The 19,382-nt window shown below is 48.0% G+C and carries 15 protein-coding genes; 13 read left to right on the plus strand and 2 right to left on the minus strand.

What is annotated here, in order from left to right:
- Positions 1-135: 135 nt before the first annotated feature.
- Positions 136-1,128 (plus strand): amidase domain-containing protein, encoded by a 993-nt coding sequence (locus tag B9Y93_RS16065; protein ID WP_085495860.1) that lies wholly within the window; start codon positions 136-138, stop codon positions 1,126-1,128.
- Positions 1,129-1,282: 154 nt separating this feature from the next.
- Positions 1,283-2,386: a D-alanine--D-alanine ligase gene (locus B9Y93_RS16070; RefSeq protein ID WP_085495861.1), complete on the plus strand. Its 1,104-nt coding sequence runs from the start codon at positions 1,283-1,285 to the stop codon at positions 2,384-2,386.
- A gap of 397 nt (positions 2,387-2,783) precedes the next feature.
- Here the strand turns inward: B9Y93_RS16070 and B9Y93_RS16075 are convergent, their stop codons facing one another.
- Positions 2,784-3,374 carry a hypothetical protein gene (locus B9Y93_RS16075; protein ID WP_085495863.1) on the minus strand — a complete coding sequence of 197 codons (591 nt, stop codon included), beginning with the start codon at positions 3,372-3,374 and terminating at the stop codon, positions 2,784-2,786.
- Positions 3,375-4,044: 670 nt separating this feature from the next.
- Here B9Y93_RS16075 and B9Y93_RS16080 point away from each other — a divergent pair.
- The 11 genes from B9Y93_RS16080 to B9Y93_RS16130 all read left to right on the plus strand — a co-directional run bounded on the left by B9Y93_RS16080 (position 4,045) and on the right by B9Y93_RS16130 (position 17,897).
- Positions 4,045-4,365, plus strand: a complete 321-nt coding sequence (locus tag B9Y93_RS16080; protein WP_085495865.1) for a hypothetical protein — start codon at positions 4,045-4,047, stop codon at positions 4,363-4,365.
- A gap of 710 nt (positions 4,366-5,075) precedes the next feature.
- Positions 5,076-6,035 (plus strand): ABC transporter permease, encoded by a 960-nt coding sequence (locus B9Y93_RS16085; RefSeq protein ID WP_085495867.1) that lies wholly within the window; start codon positions 5,076-5,078, stop codon positions 6,033-6,035.
- Positions 6,036-6,050: 15 nt separating this feature from the next.
- Positions 6,051-6,962, plus strand: coding sequence for a carbohydrate ABC transporter permease (locus B9Y93_RS16090; protein ID WP_085495870.1), 912 nt, complete (start codon positions 6,051-6,053; stop codon positions 6,960-6,962).
- A gap of 101 nt (positions 6,963-7,063) precedes the next feature.
- Positions 7,064-8,653 carry an extracellular solute-binding protein gene (locus B9Y93_RS16095; RefSeq protein WP_085495873.1) on the plus strand — a complete coding sequence of 530 codons (1,590 nt, stop codon included), beginning with the start codon at positions 7,064-7,066 and terminating at the stop codon, positions 8,651-8,653.
- 90 nt (positions 8,654-8,743) lie between these two features.
- Positions 8,744-9,787 carry a carbohydrate-binding family 9-like protein gene (locus tag B9Y93_RS16100; protein ID WP_085495876.1) on the plus strand — a complete coding sequence of 348 codons (1,044 nt, stop codon included), beginning with the start codon at positions 8,744-8,746 and terminating at the stop codon, positions 9,785-9,787.
- A gap of 32 nt (positions 9,788-9,819) precedes the next feature.
- Positions 9,820-12,408: a transglutaminase-like domain-containing protein gene (locus B9Y93_RS16105; protein ID WP_244903436.1), complete on the plus strand. Its 2,589-nt coding sequence runs from the start codon at positions 9,820-9,822 to the stop codon at positions 12,406-12,408.
- Positions 12,409-12,458: 50 nt separating this feature from the next.
- Positions 12,459-14,126: an aspartate 4-decarboxylase gene (gene aspD / locus B9Y93_RS16110; protein WP_085495878.1), complete on the plus strand. Its 1,668-nt coding sequence runs from the start codon at positions 12,459-12,461 to the stop codon at positions 14,124-14,126.
- A gap of 323 nt (positions 14,127-14,449) precedes the next feature.
- Entirely contained in the window at positions 14,450-15,454 is a 1,005-nt protein-coding gene (uvsE, locus tag B9Y93_RS16115) for a UV DNA damage repair endonuclease UvsE (RefSeq protein ID WP_085495879.1), read from the plus strand.
- A gap of 217 nt (positions 15,455-15,671) precedes the next feature.
- Complete coding sequence (fabI, locus tag B9Y93_RS16120; protein WP_085495881.1) at positions 15,672-16,442, plus strand: enoyl-ACP reductase FabI; 771 nt, start codon at positions 15,672-15,674, stop codon at positions 16,440-16,442.
- Positions 16,443-16,672: 230 nt separating this feature from the next.
- Positions 16,673-17,530 carry an inositol monophosphatase family protein gene (locus B9Y93_RS16125; protein ID WP_085495884.1) on the plus strand — a complete coding sequence of 286 codons (858 nt, stop codon included), beginning with the start codon at positions 16,673-16,675 and terminating at the stop codon, positions 17,528-17,530.
- Between the two features lie 58 nt (positions 17,531-17,588).
- A complete protein-coding gene (locus tag B9Y93_RS16130) occupies positions 17,589-17,897 on the plus strand; it encodes a hypothetical protein (RefSeq protein WP_425320348.1) in 309 nt (102 codons plus the stop codon).
- Between the two features lie 165 nt (positions 17,898-18,062).
- Here the strand turns inward: B9Y93_RS16130 and B9Y93_RS16135 are convergent, their stop codons facing one another.
- The gene (locus B9Y93_RS16135; RefSeq protein WP_085495886.1) at positions 18,063-19,364 is read right to left on the minus strand and encodes a C39 family peptidase; all 1,302 of its coding nucleotides are present in this window, start codon (positions 19,362-19,364) and stop codon (positions 18,063-18,065) included.
- Between the last annotated feature and the right edge of the window lie 18 nt (positions 19,365-19,382).

Here is a 19,382-nt window from a genome sequence, read left to right on the forward strand (position 1 = left end):
TCTCAAAAGAAGTGATGCAGGTTGGTCAAGCTTAGCCAGTAATAGAAGAAGGGACAACTTAGATGAAGAAAGCGTGATCGATCCTTTGCATCTTCAAATAAAATGGATGATACATCATCATTGGAGGCGAGAGGGATGCAGCAGGTGTGGAAAAATACGCTCTACTTATATGTCGATCAGCATAATCGTCAAGAGGTGGATGACCGGCATCATGCGATCAAGGCTCCGATTACGGATATGGACTATAACCTCCGCATGAGCGAACGAAGCGCAAGATTGAAGGATTGGTATAAGCAGCGTGGAGCGATGCCAGCGAAGAGCCAGACCAAAGCCAAGCTAGTCAGAACCTACGAAGGAGACGGCGAGGTGCTGGTGGATATGGAGTTTCACATCCAGCGCACGATGGATCAGCAGGGCTTTCTCATGCTGGAGGAACGTATTGAGAAGGAGCGGATTACACTAAGTAAAGAAGGCGATAGCTGGGTTGTCGCCAGAGTGGAGCATAAGGAACCAGAACGCGCTGTACGAAGGGATATAAAGGAAGAGGAGCAAGCCTTGATCAAGAGCCGCTCCAAGCCTTACTTGAATCCAAGTCTACTTGGTAGTGCGAGAACGGCCAGAAGAGTCAATTATCGTCGCGATAAAGCGGTGGAGTATGCGGAGCAGTGGTGGAACGAGCCTAATCCACGCTTTGAGATCTTTGAGCTTGACTGCACCAATTATGTCTCGCAGTGCCTCTTTGCAGGGGGGGCGCCTATGGACTATACTGGGAGAAGAGAATCGGGCTGGTGGTATCGGGGGAAAGTCAATGGCAAGGAGAGCTGGAGCTACAGCTGGTCCGTTGCGAACAGCTTGGAGCACTTTCTCTTGAGCAGCAAGGCGGGACTCCGGGCTGAGCTTGTCGATCATCCGAATGAACTGAAGCTTGGCGATGTGATTCAGTATGATTGGGATGGAGACGGCAATTATCAGCATAGTACAATCGTAACTGCATTTGATCTATATGGCATGCCGCTTGTCAATGCACATACCACCAACAGCCGACATCGGTATTGGGATTATCAGGATTCCTATGCATGGAATGAAGCGACCAACTATCGCTTTTTTCATATCGCAGACATCTTCTAAGCAAGTCGTTCACTGACAATGAAGTGCAGATTAGGCATGATATCTGTTGAGTTCGCGATTTTATCGTCTCGTTAGCAGCAGCAAGCCAATGTCAGTACAGCATTAAGAGATGTCTTCAAGAGATATTGGCGCATTCGCGCTGACGGAGGGAATTATGGAACAACAACGCAAATTGCGCGTCGGGATCGTATACGGCGGCAAATCAGGGGAGCATGAAGTATCTTTATCTACCGCACAGGCAGTCATGAATGCCTTTGACTATGACAAGTATGAACTGATTCCTTTCTATATTATGAAGTCGGGGCAATGGCGAGTAGGAAGCACGCTTGAAGGGCCGCTCTCCTCACAAGAGGATCTGCAGCTTGAGAGCGCCGCAGGCGGCACGGTGAAAGCAATGGAGATGCTGTTCACAGGCTTAGAGTCGCCTAGCGCACACCAGCAGGGTATTGATGTGATGTTCCCGCTTGTGCATGGCACAAACGGAGAGGACGGCACTATTCAAGGCTTATTCGAAATGGCAAATGTGCCTTACGTCGGCGCTGGTGTACTGGCATCCGCTGTCGGGATGGATAAAGCCTTTATGAAGCAGGCTTTCCACATTGCAGGGTTGCCGCAGTGCAAATATGTAGACTTTATTGCAGCTGAATGGAATCGCAATCAAGATGAGGTGCTTGACCGCACGGAGCAAGTGCTTGGTTATCCTTGCTTCGTAAAGCCAGCCAACCTTGGCTCCTCAGTCGGCATCTCCAAGGCTCGCAACCGTGCAGAGCTTGTTGACGCTGTCGCTTATGCCTTGAAGTACGACCGCAAGGTTGTTGTCGAAGAGTTCGTAGACGCTCGTGAAGTCGAAGTCAGTGTGCTTGGCAACGATGAGCCTATGGCTTCTGTGCCAGGGGAGATTATGTCTTCCAATGAATTCTACGATTACAAAGCGAAGTATGTTGATGGGAAGTCCAAAATGGCGATACCGGCACCAATCGATGTTGAGCTTGCGGCACGCATTCGGGAGATGGCCGTTACCGCTTATCGAGCGATTGATGGCTCAGGCTTGTCGCGTGTCGATTTCTTCGTGCGCCGCTCTGACATGCAGGTATTTATTAATGAAGTAAATACAATGCCGGGCTTTACTCCGTTCAGCATGTATCCTCTGATGTGGAAAGAGACGGGCGTATCGTATCAAGAGCTGCTGGACCGACTGATCGAGCTGGCGTTAGAGCGATTTGAAGCGAAGCAGAAGCTTTTTTATGAGAATATATAAATAACGAAATGCACATAGCCTATGGTCAAAAGCCGTTTATGCAGCCAGCATAAGCGGCTTTTGCTGTATTCCAGATCAACATGGCGAAGCGGCGCCACAACGTGATCAATCGCATTGATTAGGATTCTATTACTTCATTATAAGCTTTGTGCTCTGATAAAGCCCAATACATTGACAATGGTCCGATGGAGTTGTTCTGGGGAACCTTAAATGCGAGAAGTATTATTTACACACTTACGAAACCTTCGAGGCTCAAGAGAGACGTTGACGCATACATGTGCTTCTAAGATTACGAACTGCTGCAGAGAAAATTAAATGGCCTCAGTCCAATGGAAGACCAAGGCCGCCTAACTGATTTTAATTTTTTATACTGTCTACTTGACGGGGAGCAGATCACTTATTGGACAGCCCCTTTTAATTCCTTAGCAAAATTCGTTGTAAGTTCTGTAAACATACGCTGCTTGCTTGGACTTCCTTTTGAGTCATCTGAATCCGTTCCATCAAGATTGAATTTACCAGCCTGCATATTAATTACGCTGTACTGGCCATAGCTGTTTTTCTTCAAAAAGATCAAATATTTGCTGCCTTTTTTCATTTCTGTATACCCTTCATACGCAATTCTTTTCTTCCCTTTGAACGTTTGATATACTCCGATGGGTTCGATCACTGTAAGATTTACTGCATCCTCTTCGGGACCTTTTAGTACCTTTTCCACATTGATCTCTGTAAACGTAACAATATCAGCAACAAAGCCTTTAGGTAATTCAGTCAAATGTACCTCACGGTCACCAAAATCTTTGGCAGGGGTTCCAATAACAATCAATTCAGCACTGTTAAATAGTCGATTACCTGTAGAGTATCCAACATAATCCGAGGATACATATACGTCACTAACAGAATGATAAATAGCAAAATAATAAAAGCAGCAAGCTCCGAGCATGAGAGCCAGAACAAGAGAAATAATTGTGCTTTTCTTTTTCAATAACATTAGATAATCCTCCGGTGTATTTAATTTCCTCATTTGTACTTCAATTCGCCTTTGTCATAGGTTGAAGGCGAGGTTACGTTTCGGTCTCGATTCGTGATGCGCATAACCCCTTTTGTGTAGGGGGAATTTTCGCGAAGGGTAAATAGATTGTAGAAACCAACTTTGTTTATTTCAATGTACGGCTCAGTCTGAGAGACTAGTTCAGACCTGCTTACATATCCTGTTCCCTTATCTTCTGTTTTTTCTAAAAAAATCTACAATTCCAATGATCAATAAGAACGCTGCATACAAAGACATCATGATTAAGTTAGCATCTGACACATAAATAACGAATGCAGTGATGAAAAATAATAATAGAAATAAAGATAATCTTTTCAAGACACACCCTCCTAACTAACAAGTATTCCTGATGAGAAACGGCTTGCTGTACAAGTGCGGTTAGTACTTTCAGTGTTTGATGTTAAACTATCTCATGTTAATAGTGTAATATATTGGTAACCGTACATCAAAATGATCTATTCTGCAATTATCGGATGAAAGACCGATTACGGGGATGATGATCATATTGATTGTTCAGACACTGCAATAGGAATTGTGAAGCTTAAGGATTGCAGTCCCTAACAAGCCATGGTTCAATAGAGAGAGATTACATGATGGGAGGAAGGCACGGATGGGATTCCAGACGGAGTTCAACTCTGTTTGCAAGTTCAAGAGCGAGCAGGAATTGTATGAACTATTGGAGTACGGCCGCGGCAAGATGAAGAAGTCGGGACTTCGCATCTTCCCAACAGGTCAAAAGGTCATTGCCTACACACCTGACAATACAGCGGTTGCGATTGTACGAATTGTTGCATCGATTGCTGAGATTAACTTTCAAGGTGAAGAGGTAACGGAAGTTGAGATGGAACTGGTTCGCAAGCTGACAGACGAGGAGTCCAACATTCAAACGGCGTTAGCGGATGAAATGTTTTTTGGACAACAGCAGGCGTAAGCAGCAATAATGAAATCGAGAAGCAGAAGCATGGATCAGCAGTTCGGATCCGTGCTTTTTTGTGCTATATGAGCCAATTGGTCAAATATGCACCTGACAATCACATCAAGATTGACACATTACAATCTTCAAAGCCATGGGCGGGCATGAATAGAGGCAGGGGAGAGCGAATCCTGCGGCAGTGGGAAATAAAAAGAGTAATCAGATAAATGATAGCGATAACTCCAAAAAGGGAATCAGGATCGCCATAACATTTGACAATGGCAGATTACCACTGAGATCAGCAATGGATGATTCGGAATAAGCAGAATAGGGAGTGAAGGAGGAAACTAAAAAAGAAAGCTGTTCCAGTATTGTGCAAAAGTCATAAAAATAGTAACAAGAATATGCTAAATATTTTGGAAAATGCTAGGTCTGATTTGATGCCAAAGGGCAAATGTAACACATTTTAGCCTCGGTTTTTGATTGTCATTTGGTAGTGAAATCAAGCAAAACCCTTGGAGCGTAAGGGATTGTTTGCATTTGACCTAGTGTGAAATCAACATATTTACGATTTCATTGTTTAAATCTACAATCAAATTTGTAAACGCTAACAATAACAGATATATCCTAGGCAAGCCGAAAGGGTTGTTGGCAAGACAGGATGTTTAAATCTTACACACTTTTCATTATTGTCATCAGCGTTACTTACACAGAAAGGAATGAACACCATGCAGCAAAATGGGGTAACGGCCATGCCTGTACAAGGGGTTCCACTAAAGAAGAAAAACACATTGTGGAAAAGGATCGCTCAGAACTGGGAGCTGTACTTATTAATTGCACCAGCCTTCTTCTACTTCTTGATCTTCCATTATGGTCCTATGTACGGCATTCAGATTGCATTTAAGAATTTCATTCCGGCAAAAGGGATTTGGGGCAGCCCATGGGTAGGATTTGACCATTTTACACGATTCTTTGATTCCTACTACTTCTGGGACCTGCTTTGGAACACCTTGAGCATCAGCTTGTACGAGCTTGCTGTCGGGTTCCCGCTGCCAATTATTTTGGCACTTGCCTTTAACGAAATTCGGACCGGATTCTTTAAGAAATCCGTGCAAACGGTTACTTATGCACCACACTTTATTTCCATGGTTGTTATGGCAGGTATCATCATCACTTTCTTATCCCCTTCTACAGGGATTATTAATCACATGATTCAATGGTTCGGCTTTGAACCGATCAACTTCCTGACGGAGCCAAAATGGTTTAAGACCATGTACGTCTTGTCTGGCGTGTGGCAGGGAACCGGCTGGGGAACGATCATTTATCTTGCCGCCTTGTCTGGTGTTGATCCACAGCTTCATGAAGCAGCGATTGTGGACGGCGCAAGCCGCTGGCAGCGTATTCTTAACATTAACATTCCGGCAATTCTCCCTACGATCACGATCCTCATGATCTTGAACATGGGCGGTATCTTGGGTGTCGGTTACGAGAAGATTCTCTTGCTCCAGAACTCGCTGAACATGAGCTCTTCCGACGTCATCTCGACTTTCGTTTATCGTTCAGGTCTTGTGGACGCGCAGTACAGCTTCTCCACGGCCGTTGGCTTGTTCAACTCGGTCATTAACGCTGCGCTGCTCATTATTGTGAACCAAATCGCCCGCAAAACGAGCGAAAACAGCCTGTGGTAAAGGAGGGAGAAGGATATGTCAGTCGCAGCAGTAAAAGAAACAAAAACGGATAAGATCTTTCTGACCTGTAACTATATTTATCTCACAATTGCCTTGCTCTTGGTGTTGTACCCATTGCTCTATATTGTCAGTGCATCCATCAGTGATCCTAAGCTGGTCGCTTCTGGCGAGATGTGGCTGTTCCCGAAGGGGATCACCTTTGAGGGCTACAAGATGGTATTCCAGAACGATAAGATCTGGATGGGTTACGGCAACACCATTCTATACACCGTTATTGGTACATGTGTGAACTTGATTGTCACGATTCCAGCAGCCTATGCGCTGAGCCGTAAAGACTTTGTTGGACGCAACTTCTTCATGGGAATGTTCATGGTCACGATGTTCATTGGCGGCGGTCTTGTACCGGGTTACTTGCTCATTAAGAACTTGGGACTTGTGAACAGCATGTGGGCCTTGATTCTGCCAGGGGCAGCGTCGATCTGGAACATTATCGTATCCCGTACCTTCTTTGCATCCACCATCCCGCGTGAATTGCAGGAGGCGGCACAGATTGACGGGTGTACGAACATGCGTCTCTTTATCAAGATTGTGTTACCGCTATCCGCCCCGATTATTGCGGTTATGGCCTTGTTCTACGGAGTAGGACACTGGAACAGCTACTTTAGCGCCTTGATCTACTTGAATGATGAATCGAAGTTCCCACTTCAGATGATCTTGCGCCAAATTCTCGTCTTGAACGAGATCTCTGCGGACACAGCAGGTGCGATTAACGCCTCTGTAGCAGAAGCGATGAACAACAAAGCCGAAGTTGCAGCACTGCTCAAATACGGCGTTATCATCGTATCGACCTTGCCGGTCATCGCGATCTATCCGTTCTTGCAGCGCTACTTCGTGCAAGGGGTTATGATCGGTTCGGTAAAAGGTTAATAAGCTCGCGTTTAACTATCAATAATAACTTGGGCAAACGCCTCTGTTTATTGCATACTAGTCAGTTATTTCGTTGAATTAGCCATTAGGAGGGTTTTGAAATGATGAAAGGAAAGAAGCTTGTCGCACTGCTCTTGTCATTGACATTGTGCGCTTCTCTGCTCGCTGCATGTGGAGGTAAATCCTCTTCTGGCAGCTCGGCTTCTGAAGTAGTAGTAAATAAAGAAGGATATCCCGTTGTAAGCGAACCGCTTACCATGACGGTGATGGGTCCGGATATCGGGATCACAAAGTGGGATACGATGCCTTTCTTCAAGACGATGGAAGAAAAAACAGGCATTAAGCTTGAATTCCGCAACGCCCCTAACGACAGCTTTGAAACAAAGCGCAACTTGGTACTCGCTAGCGGCGACTATCCTGACATTTTCTTCGGCGGGCAATTCAAATCCGCGGATGAAGTCAACTACGGCGGCCAAGGCGTATTGCTTCCGCTAGAAGAGTTGATTGAGCAATATGCACCTAACATCAAAAAGATCTTGGATGAGAATCCAGACATTCGCAAGTCGATCACAACGCCAGACGGTCATATCTATACCTTGCCTAAGATTGATTTGAACGCAGTATGGTATATGGGACCATTGTGGTATAACGGCGAATTCCTACAAAAGCTTGGCTATGACAAAGTGCCGCAAACGGTAGATGAGCTGTACACGTACCTGAAGCGCGTGAAGACAGAAGATCCTAACGGCAATGGCCAAGCGGATGAGATTCCTTTGACATCCACGAAGCTCAAAGACGGCGTTCGCATGTGGCTGATGAGCTCCTTCGGCTTGGGCTTGGAAGATATCTACTCCGATGCGAATGACAAAGTCCATTATGCATTCACAGCTGATGGCTATAAGGATTACCTGACATTCATGAACAAGCTGTGGAATGAAGATTTGCTTGATCATGAGACATTCTCTCAAACCGATGAGCAAAAGAAAGCAAAAGGTAAAAACAATCAAGTCGGCCTGATTCCAGATTACTATGCTTACTTCAGCTACGGCGGCGAGCCTAGCGACAAGCATCCAATGTATCAGCCGGTAGCAAGCAGCATTGACGGAACACCTGTCATTCCTAAGCATCCAGGTTTGGCGAAGGGCGCATTTGCAATCTCAAGCTCTAACCCATCCCCAGAAGCTACAATTCGCTGGATTGATTACTTGTACTCCACAGAAGGCGCTGAATTGCTTGCTAAGGGTCCAGAAGGCACACTGTGGGATTATGTAAACAAAGATACACATGAGAAGAAGTGGAACGAGGCACCAAATGGTGAAGATCGTGAAGAATATCGTGGCAAGTTGACGCCAGACTATGGTATTGTTGTACCAGGTATTGTAAATGAAGAAGTAAACAACGGCTTCACAAGCGACTTTGACAAATGGATCACGCAGCAAAATGAAGAAAAGATTCTTCCGAATGCAAAAGTTCCATTCCCAAGCGTATACTTGTCTGAGAGCGACCAGCAGCGCGTATCTGCTATCCGTTCTGACTTGAACACGTTCGTGGAACAAATGGAAGCGAAGTTCATCACAGGTCAAGAGCCGCTTAGCAACTACGACAAATACCTCGAAACAGCGAACAAAATGGGCGCTGATGAAATGGTGAAGATCTATCAAGCTGCGTACGATCAGTGGAAACAAAACTAATCTGAACGCCTTGTAGCGAATATCCCCGAGATGAGCCTATTCGTCTCGGGGATTTGTCTTCATAGGGCGTTACTGATGGGAGGCAACAGGATGAACCGAAGTGGTATGCCGGAACCAAACGGCACGTTTAACCCGAAGCATTATATTTGCCATCGTGCACAAGGTCCTTTGGAGCTCGATGGACGCCTTGACAAGCCATTCTGGGAGAGTGCGCCTTGGACAGATGACTTCGTCGATATCGAAGGAGATTTGAAACCGCATCCATGGAAGCGCACGCGGGTCAAGATGCTCTGGGATGATGAATATATGTATTTCGGATCAGAGATGGAAGAGGATGAGATCTGGGCAACGTTGACAGAGAGAGATTCCGTTATTTTCTATGATAATGACTTCGAGATCTTTATTGATCCAGATGGAGACACCCATAATTACTACGAGTTTGAGATCAATGCCTTGAATACGGTATGGGATCTGATGCTGCCTAAGCCTTATCGGGATGGCGGCCCTCCAATCAACGGCTGGGACATTCAAGGCTTGAAGACGGCTGTGCATATTGAGGGAGAGCTTAACAATCCGCAAGCGAGCAATAAGAAGTGGACGCTTGAGGTGGCGATGCCTTGGAGCAGCCTGAAGGAGGCGGCCTTCGAGAGCCGCAAGCCGAATGCAGGCGAATATTGGCGCGTGAATTTCTCGCGTGTAGAGTGGCATGTCGATATTGTGGACGGACAGTATGTGAAGCGAATCAATCCGGAAACAAATCGCTCGCTGCCTGAAGAGAATTGGGTATGGAGCCCGCAAGGCGTCATTAATATGCATTATCCTGAAATGTGGGGCTTTGTGCTGTTCTCGGAGCAAAATGTTAGCGATAGCTCTAATGATGAGCAGCGCTTTATCCTGCCGCGTGACGAACAGATCAAGTGGGAGCTGCGCAAGCTGTATTATCGTGAACGCAATTATTATGAAGCCAATGGCAAGTTCTCCAGTTCCTTTGAGGAGCTGCGTGGGACGGATGAGTGGAGCATTGAGCCTGTGATTGAGGTGACAAGCGGGTTGTTCCAGATTACTGCAGCAGCAGAAGACGGCAAGAGCAAGCTTATTATTCGAGAAGACGGCAAGACATGGCGTGAGGCTTAATATTAATCATAAAAGCAGAGGGTGGGATGATCATGAATGCAACAATTCAAGAAGGCATTAACATGGATGTACTTGAACAAAAATGGCAGCAAAAGCGCAAGTGGGGAGAAAAGCGTGAGGCACAGCTGTTTGCAGCGCTTCAAACCGCCAATCCTCCATTAAATGAAGAAGAAGAGCGTCTGTTGAAGCACTTGTTTGCTTACATGCCTATTCACGATCTGGCTAACTGCGATGGCGAATTCTTCGTCAAGCATGTTCGTGATTCCTTGAAGGTCCGTGAAGCAGCACCTTGGGGCAGCAAGATACCAGACTACATCTTTGTTAACTTTGTACTTCCGTACCGCGTGAATAATGAGAATGTGGACAACAGCCGCGAAGTGATCCGTGAAGAGCTGATGGACCGCGTGAAGCATCTGTCTATGAAGGAAGCCATCCTTGAGGCCAACTATTGGTGTCATGAGAAGGCAACTTACATTGGCACGGACATGCGCACGGTATCTCCGCTTACGATCATGCGCACAGCGCTTGGCCGCTGCGGGGAGCAATCGACCTTGGCGGTAGCTGCGCTGCGCAGCGTAGGCATTCCAGCTCGTCAATGCTATACACCGCGCTGGGCGCATAGCGATTCCAACCATGCTTGGGTAGAGGCATGGGCGGATGGCGAATGGTATTTCTTCGGTGCTTGCGAGCCTGAGCCTGTTCTGAATGAAGGCTGGTTCCGCGCCCCATCCACGCGCGCGATGCTGGTGAATACTCGTGTAGGCGCAGATTACACTGGACCAGAGGAAGTGTGCTCCGATCACCCATGGTGGGCAGAGATTAACCTGCTTGATAACTATGCGAACACGAAGAAGATTACGGTTAAGGTAGTTGACGAAGCCGGCAAACCGGTTGCGAACGCTATCGTCGGCTTCCAAGTGTACAACTATGCTGAGTTCTATCCTATTGTGGAGAAAAAGACGGAAGCGAACGGTGAAGTGAGCTTGACGACAGGTCTTGGCGATATTCTTCTGCATGTGCGCAATGAGCAGGGATGGGGCTTCTCCAAAGTATCCGTAGCAGATGCGGATACGTTTGAACTGGTTCTGTACCGCAATCCGGAGCTTCCAAGTGAAGTGGACTGGGACATGGCAGCGCCAGCAGGCCATAACAGCGATTCTGAAGTGCAGGTGTCTGACGAAGCGCGCGAGAAGCATGAGGCGAGAGTGAAGGAAGGGGTTCAGATTCGCACAGGTTTCGAAGCTGCCTTCTGGAATGAAGAGAAGAGTGCGGAGCTTGCGAAGGAGCTTCAGCTTCCGACTGATCGTGTGGCGAAGGTGCTTATTACAGCGAAGGGCAATGGAGATGAGATTGCTCAATTCCTGAAGGAAAATAAAGCTCATGGCGAATGGCCGCTCCGTTTGCTGGAGGCGATTCGTGAGAAGGATCTTCATGATACATTCCGTGATTCACTGAATGATCATCTTGCAGGCGCGCTTAAGCATACGCAATACCAAGACAACAAAGAGCTGTTCGACGCTTATATTTTGAATCCGCGCGTGTATTTTGAAATGATCGCGCCTTACCGTTCGTTCTTCCAAGAGACGGTTGCAGCAGCGGATCAAGCGAAATATCAGGACAATCCTGCTGCTCTTGTCGCCATGTTACAAAAAGAAATCGAGATCGTCGAGAAGGTTGATCGTTATGCAGGCATGGGCATGCCGGCTGGCACGTATCAATTGCGCATTACGGATAAATTAAGCCGCGACATTTGCTTTGTTGCAATGGCTAGAAGCTTTGGCATTCCTGCGCGTCTTGAGCCATTCAACTTGAATGCACAGTACTGGCATGAAGGACAATGGCACGATGCGGCATTCGAGCAGGCTGCTCAGAAGCATGAGGAAGTGTTTGCCAAGGGCACGCTGTTCTTTGACAAAGTAGAGCAGGATTCAGACCAAGTTGCTGCCTACAACCAAAACTTCAGTGTTGCAAGGCTTGAAGCAGGACAATTCCGAACCTTGACAATTCCGTTTGGGGAAAAGGATGTGTATGATCGTCCATTCGAAGTGCTGACAGGCCAATATCGCTTGACGACAGGCACACGCTTGAGCAGCGGGGATGTTCTGGTTCGCTGCAGCTTCTTTACCGTAGAAGCAGGCCAAGAAGCTCATGCACCGCTTGTCTTCCGTGCGGAGCAAATCGAAGTTCCGGTTCTTGGAGAACTTGCACAAGCAGATCTGTCAGTCTTCCCTGGAGCTGACAAAGCGATCACGATTCCGGCTTCAGGCGCTGTATTTGCTTGGCTTGATCCGGAGCGCGAGCCAACGAAGCACTTGCTGCGCGAGCTTAGAGAGCTGAAGATTGAGCTCGACAGCTGGGGAGGCGATATCCATCTGCTCGTGGGCGACGATAAGATTATGGGCGAGCTGGATACGAAAGGCCTGCCTAGCGGAGCACACTATACGATGGATATCGGCAATGCCTTCTCGAAGCAGATTCAAAGCACGCTGACCGACATTCGCGGAATTGAGCTTCCACTTGTGGTTGTCGCAGATCAGGCGGGCCAAGTCCGCTACATTTACGAAGGCTACAAGCTTGGCATCGGTGCAGACATTTTGAAAACAGTTATGAATATGAAATAAAGCCAACTATTCAATTCACACAGGCGTATAGACATCAGGAGGGTGCGGAAATGTCAGTCGAACCTATGCAGCGTAAAGACATGGAACAAATCTACGCTGGCATCAGTCCGTTTGAACTCGAAGGCAAGTTAGTTCATTTATGTGATCATCAAGTCAAAAAGAAAGTGAAGCAGCTCTTGAATGCGGGGCGGGGGAATCCGAACTGGATCGCGGCTACACCTCGTGAGGCCTTCTTTGCGCTAGGGCAGTTCGCAGTTGAGGAAAGCCGACGCACATGGAGCGCTGGCGATCTAGCGGGCATGCCGAAGAAATCTGGCATCGCCGGGCGTCTGCAGCAGTATGTGGAGACACATCACAGTACTGCTGGCGTGGAGGCGCTGGAGCGAATTGTACAGTACGGAATTGCTGAGCTCGGTTTTGATCCAGACAGCTGGGTCCATGAGCTGGCCGATGGAATTATCGGCGACAACTATCCAGTCCCTGGACGCATGCTTGTCCATACAGAGGAGACGGTGAAGGCCTTCTGGCAGCAGGAGCTGTGCGGGGATGCGCCGCTTGGCGATTGCGATATGTTCGGGGTTGAGGGAGCGACAGCCGCGATCTGCAACATCTTCAGCACCTTTATGACGAATCGGCTGCTGTCTCCAGGAGATCGGATTGCGATAATGGTTCCGGTATTCGTGCCGTATCTAGAGATCCCGCATCTGCCGCATTATCAGTTTGATATTGTGGAGATTCATGCGAGCGGCAAGCTTGAGGACGGCTCCCACAGCTGGCAGTACCCGGATGAAGAGTTGGAGAAGCTGAAGGACCCGAGCATCAAAGCCTTATTTGTGGTGAATCCAAGCAATCCATCCTCAGTAGCCATGGCGCCAGAATCGGTAGAGAAGCTCGTTCAGATCGTGAAGCAGCATAATCCTAACTTGATGATTATAACGGATGATGTGTACGGGAACTTCGTGCCTGATTTTCGTTCACTGATGACCTACCTTCCGTACAATACGATCGGTGTCTACTCGTATTCCAAATATTTGGGCGTGACGGGATGGAGATTAGGTGTCGTATGCATTGAAAAAGACAATCTCTACGACCGGCTGCTGCAAGAGCTGCCGGAGGACGTGAAGCAGGTAATGAACGAGCGTTATGCACCGCTGAAGCCGAATCCAGAGGAGACGACCTTTATGGAGCGCTTGGTAGCGGATTCTCGTTCTGTTGCTTTGAATCATACGGCAGGTCTGTCCACGCCGCAGCAGGTGCAGATGGCGATTATGTCCATCTTCTGCCTGCTTGACCATGAGCACGGCGACACTTATAAGCAGCAGACCATTGAGATTTGCAGGCGGCGCTTGAAGCTGTTCTATGAAGGACTAGAGATGGAGATTCCAAGAGAGTCATACAGTGCTTCCTATTATTCCGAGTTCGATGTGCTGAACTGGGCCTTAAAAGAGCACGGCAAGGAATTCGCCGCCTATCTCAAGAAGACATACAAGCCGCTCAATATTCTGTTCCGCTTGGCTGAGCGATCAAGCGTTGTGCTGATTAGCGGCAGCGGCTTCCATGCGCCGGAATGGTCAGTGCGCGTCTCGCTCGCCAATCTTCATGATGAAGCGTACCCAGAGATCGGCAGAGCGCTGAAGGAAGCCCTCCACAGCTATGTCGAGGAGTGGAAGCAGAGCAGACAGCATGCAGTAGAGGAGAATCTCATTCCAACACGATAAGCCGCTAAGGAACTGGAGGATTGAACGCCTCTATTCTAGCTGCCGCTTCGCAATTAGGGCTGAAGCTGTGACTGCTGCGTGCAGATGAATCCATAATTGTACACATTAAAGCTAGGCAGAACCAATGTGAAGCATACTTGAGCGCCAGATCAGTGCGCTGGCCCCTTTCCAAGCAGGAGAGGGGCTTATTTTTATTGCCGAAGGTTGGTTATGTTCAGGCTTATGTTTGAGCGGATTAACGGTTACTCTAAGAAACAGCAGCGGACTGCAGGGAGCGTTTCCTGCTGTCTAGACTAGCCTTGACTTGAGAGGAGACCTATCTTATGATTGTCCGCTTTGGCTATGTTGCGATGTCTATGGTTGTACACAACAGTTCACCTTCCAAAACGATGACCTATGCGACCTTTAGCAAGCTGCAGGATCGAGAGGCTGCAATAAAGAAGCTGCTTCGCATTGGAGAGGAGAATCTCCATAATACCTTGCGCTTATTAAAGCACAACAATGCCCATGACATTCATCTGTATCGGATGTCCTCGAAGCTGATTCCCCTAGCGACGCACGAGGCGCTTCAGGGGGAACTTGACCCTTATACAGCGTTGGCGGAGCCTTTTCAAGCGATTGGTCGCTATGCTAAGGAGAGAGGGATGAGATTATCGTTTCATCCAGATCATTTCACGGTTCTTAGTACGCCTAGACAAGAGGTGCTGAGCAAATCCATTCAAGATTTGGAGCATCATGTTCGCATGCTTGAGGCAATGGGACTCGACGCAAGGGCAAAGAACAATATTCATGTTGGTGGTGCCTATGGCGACAAAGCGGCGGCAGGAGCTCGTTTTATTGACCATTTCAGCGCTCTCCCTGAACGGATTCAACAGCGATTGACGCTTGAGAATGATGATAAGACGTTTAATGCGCTTGAGACGCTGGAGATCGCCGAAGCGCTTCAAGTGCCCATGGTATTTGATATTCATCATCATGAGGTGAATAATGGAGGAGAGGGCTATGAGAAGCTGTGGCCTCGCATTCTGAAGACATGGGAGTCGAAACTTGCCCAGGCAGATGCCCTACGGGATGCTCCGCTTCCGCCGAAGATTCATGTATCAAGCCCTAAGAGTGACACCGATCCCCGTGGGCACGCTGACTATGTGGCGGCAAAGCCGCTGCTTCGATTTTTAAAGGAGATCTCGGCATACACACCTCGCCTTGATGTGATGATAGAAGCAAAGCACAAGGATGAGGCTTTATTTCAGCTCATACGCGAGTTGATGTCTTATCAGAATGAAGGGGTTCGCGTGGTCGATCAAGCGACATTGAGCATTGATGAATAATATATGATGTGGTATTATGATCTGGTACTAAGTATAGAATTATGAATCATGGATCATTTGAAATTTTTGTGATCATTGGATAATATTCCTTGATTCTCCTATGTAATTACGATACGTTGAATTCAATGAAGCTCATCCTGCTGTCTGTGTGGTCAGGTCTATCTCTTTTAGAGCGAGCAGACAAGCTTTGGGTGTGCGAGAGGAGGATATTCGACTGATGTCTCAAGTATTGACAGGCAAGAATATCATTGTGATGGGTGTAGCGAACGACCGCAGCATTGCTTGGGCGATTGCGCAATCCCTGGCGGCACAAGGCGCAAGACTCGCATTTACCTATGAGAGCGAGCGTGTTGAAGGCCGTGTGAAGAAGCTTGCAGACACGATTCCTAATTCCATCGTGCTGCCATGCAATGTTACCGTAGATGAGGACATTGATGCTCTAGCTGTGCATCTAAAAGAAGAATTCGGTGTGCTGCATGGTATCGTGCACAGCATTGCATTTGCAAATACAGCTGAGCTGGAAGGCATGTACGTCAATACTTCTCGTGCTGGATTCGCACTAGCGCATGATATTAGTGCTTATTCCTTGGCAGCTGTGGCACAGCGCTTATATCCGCTTATGACAGAAGGCGGCAGCATCATGACGATGACTTATCTTGGCGCTGAGCGCGCGCTTAAGAACTACAATGTCATGGGTGTGGCGAAGGCTGCGCTTGAAGCATCTGTACGCTATTTGGCTAACGACCTCGGCCAGTTCAATATTCGTGTCAATGCCATCTCAGCCGGGCCAATTCGTACGCTTGCAGCGAAAGGAATTGCTGATTTCAATTCCATTTTGCGCGAGGTAGAAGAGAAAGCGCCGCTTCGCCGTACGACAGAGCAAGCTGAAGTAGGAGACACCGCGATGTTCCTCATGAGTCCATGGTCACGCGGAATTACAGGAGAAGTTATCTATGTAGATAGTGGCTTCCATATAGTCGGAGTGTAGAGCTCCATCACGGATGAAGATAGAGTCCGCCTTGGTATGTCAGATAAACCGCATATTCAAGGCGGATTTTTGTATACTTAATGGGGGACTTTCTTGAATGAGATTGATGAACTCCGCATACGATTAACTTCACATAAGTCAGGCGAATACCATGAAACTTCACTTCATCGTAAGCGTATAGTAAGAGAGTGACTTTTGGATGATCATAGAATGAAAGTAGAGTGAAGCGAGTGAGCAATGAAGAGAACATTCCTTATGTTGTAACGGGTAAGAGTTATACAGCAGTCGCAATTAATTGCGCAGCGAAGGCAGGCGAATGGATCAAGACCCGACTCGGACAATTCACCTCGTTGAATATAAAGTCATCGGCAGCAGATCTTGTGACCGAAGTGGACAAGGGCGCAGAGATCATGATCCGCAAGCTGATTATGACGCACTTTCCCCATCATGAGATCCTTGGAGAGGAGTCGGTAGATCCCGGTCGGGAAGCCTCAGCACAAGCTTTGCAGGAAGCCAAAGAGGCTGAATACTTATGGATTGTCGACCCAATCGACGGCACCACCAATTTTGTTCATGGCTTGCCATTCTTCTCTGTTTCGATTGCACTGGCGCATAAGGGAGAAGTTATTGTAGGCGTAATTTACGACCCGATGCGTGATGAGCTGTTTGTAGCTGAGAAAGGCAAGGGGGCCTATGTGCATGGGAAGCGCATGCGCGCTGCGAAGGACCCTGCCTTAAGCGACAGCTTAGTTGCAACTGGCTTTCCTACAGAACATGATGAAGCGCTGCCCAATAACTTGGCGACGATTGCAGCATTAGCGCCGCAGGTTCGCAATATTCGTACGATTGGTTCTGCAGCACTTTCCATGGCATATGTGGCGGATGGACGATTGACAGGATTCTACGAGTGGAATCTGAATGCTTGGGATATGGCTGCAGGAAGTTTGCTGATTACCGAATCTGGCGGACGGGTAACAGATATTGACGGCAACCCATATCACTTAGGCGTACGCGATGTTGCAGCGTCTAATGGAGCAATTCATGAATCGCTCCTGAATGTGCTCCGCGACGCTGTGCCACAACGCTAAATCGCATACCTCAAGGTTCCGACGGGCAAGCTGAATCTTGTGAAGGAGGTTATACGAGATGGACAAAGTGAACCGCGAGCATAAGCCGCAACGCGAGATGGAAGCGAGCGAAAGCTTGGCCTCAACCCCACTGGAAGCAGAGCTCCATGAGCTGCTGACTGTAGGCGAGATGGAGACAGAGGAGCAGGATGCTGCTGTAAGAAGACGTGTGATTCCACGGACGGAGATTCGCATCCAGACGAAGATGGATCCAATCGTGGAAGAGACGCTTCTTTTTCGCAGCATGGCTAAAGAAGTGGACAACCGCTATGATCGATATATGGGAAGCACACAGGCAGCAGAGGAGAAGCGAAAAAATAATTCGTAGACTCCATCCGTTGCTTTGCCCTACAAAGATCATGAATTGCATCATAACAACTCATACCAATAAGCCTCCCTTAGACTGCTCGATTGAGCGGTCTAAGGGAGGCTTTTGTGTTGTGATGCATGCTTGGCTGTAACGATTGGTTTGAGTGATTCCTTGGCACAGCTGTTAAGACGCAGAAGGAGGTGCCAAGTATATCGCTTGGCTCCCCATTTGCTCCCAGCCTCGCTTGAAGGCCTCACGCTTGATCTTCTTTGCTCTGCCGAGCGGGTCGTGGACATAGACATACGATTCGTCATAGCCTGTGATCAGCAGGGAGTGCATATAGTAGGTGATCTGAATCTCTCCTGTTGGCGTCTGCCACGTCTGCCAGGACGAAGCGGGAACTTCATCATATAAGGTGGTGTGAATGACCCACACCGTGGTGCCTTGGCCCACAGTCCACATCAGATGATCAAAGGAAGTGCCCGTAATATCAATGACTCTTCCAGGAGCATACTTCTCGGCTAATTCTGCAATTGGCTCATGATACACCCCTAAGCCAGGGTTCTTAAACGTATAAATATCCCCTACGAATCCGTCGTGCGGATTGCCAAAGGAGATGCCTCCTCCAGCCTTCACGTAAGGCGTAGGGTCCTTCCGAATGCTCTTCGCAAGCTCCATCTTGTCCACTTGAACGCCGTCATGCTGCAAGAGCATGGCCAGGGCTGTCACCTCACAGCCTCTAGGCAGTTCAGGCAGCTGCAGGATAAGCGGAGCTCCACTGTTATGAATCGTTGCAGGCGGCTTCTTCGTCGGGTCCCATAATGTATGTTCGCCGCGATACAATACCGTTCTCCCTGGTGCTTGACTAGCGAAGGCGACCGCTTCAGACCAAGTCTTGAACAGAGCTAGGAATCGGCCCTGCATATCGACGGAATAAGGTCCATATGCATCATAAGCGAGATAAGCGGACAGCTCTCTTCGCCATTCCTCCCATTCATCATTGGAGGGCGAACGTGTTGTCTTAGACAATAAGACGACGCCATTATGCACCTGCAGAGTTCGTCCGAATGCTTCGCTCGTCTTGCGCAGCGGTATATAGGTAAGGCCTTCCTTGACCTCTGTCATCTTGGAATCAAACTCGATCTTGCCCTGCTCGGATTGGAGCTTGATGCTGCCTGTGGATGAATTGTATGTCATGGTTGTATCAAGCCGCTTAGCTAAGAAGCGAGCGGGAACAAAGGTTTCCCCTTTGGATGTGTAAGGCGCTGCGTTCTTTGTGTTATCGTCCAGCGGGACAAGATAGCGTCCGTGGCGTGCTGTATGGCTGTAGTTCATCAGGACGAGATCATCGGATGGCATTGAGAATGCAAACGGAGTTCGTCCATCCTTCTCGTCAACCATCATCAAAGAGAAAGGCAGCGCACATATCGCAAGCAAAATACAAAAAAGAAGCCATTTGTTCAAAAGTCGAATACGGCGTGACACGTGTTGAAGTTCCTCCTT

Source organism: Paenibacillus aquistagni, from assembly GCF_900177815.1.
GTDB lineage: Bacteria > Bacillota > Bacilli > Paenibacillales > Paenibacillaceae > Paenibacillus_B > Paenibacillus_B aquistagni.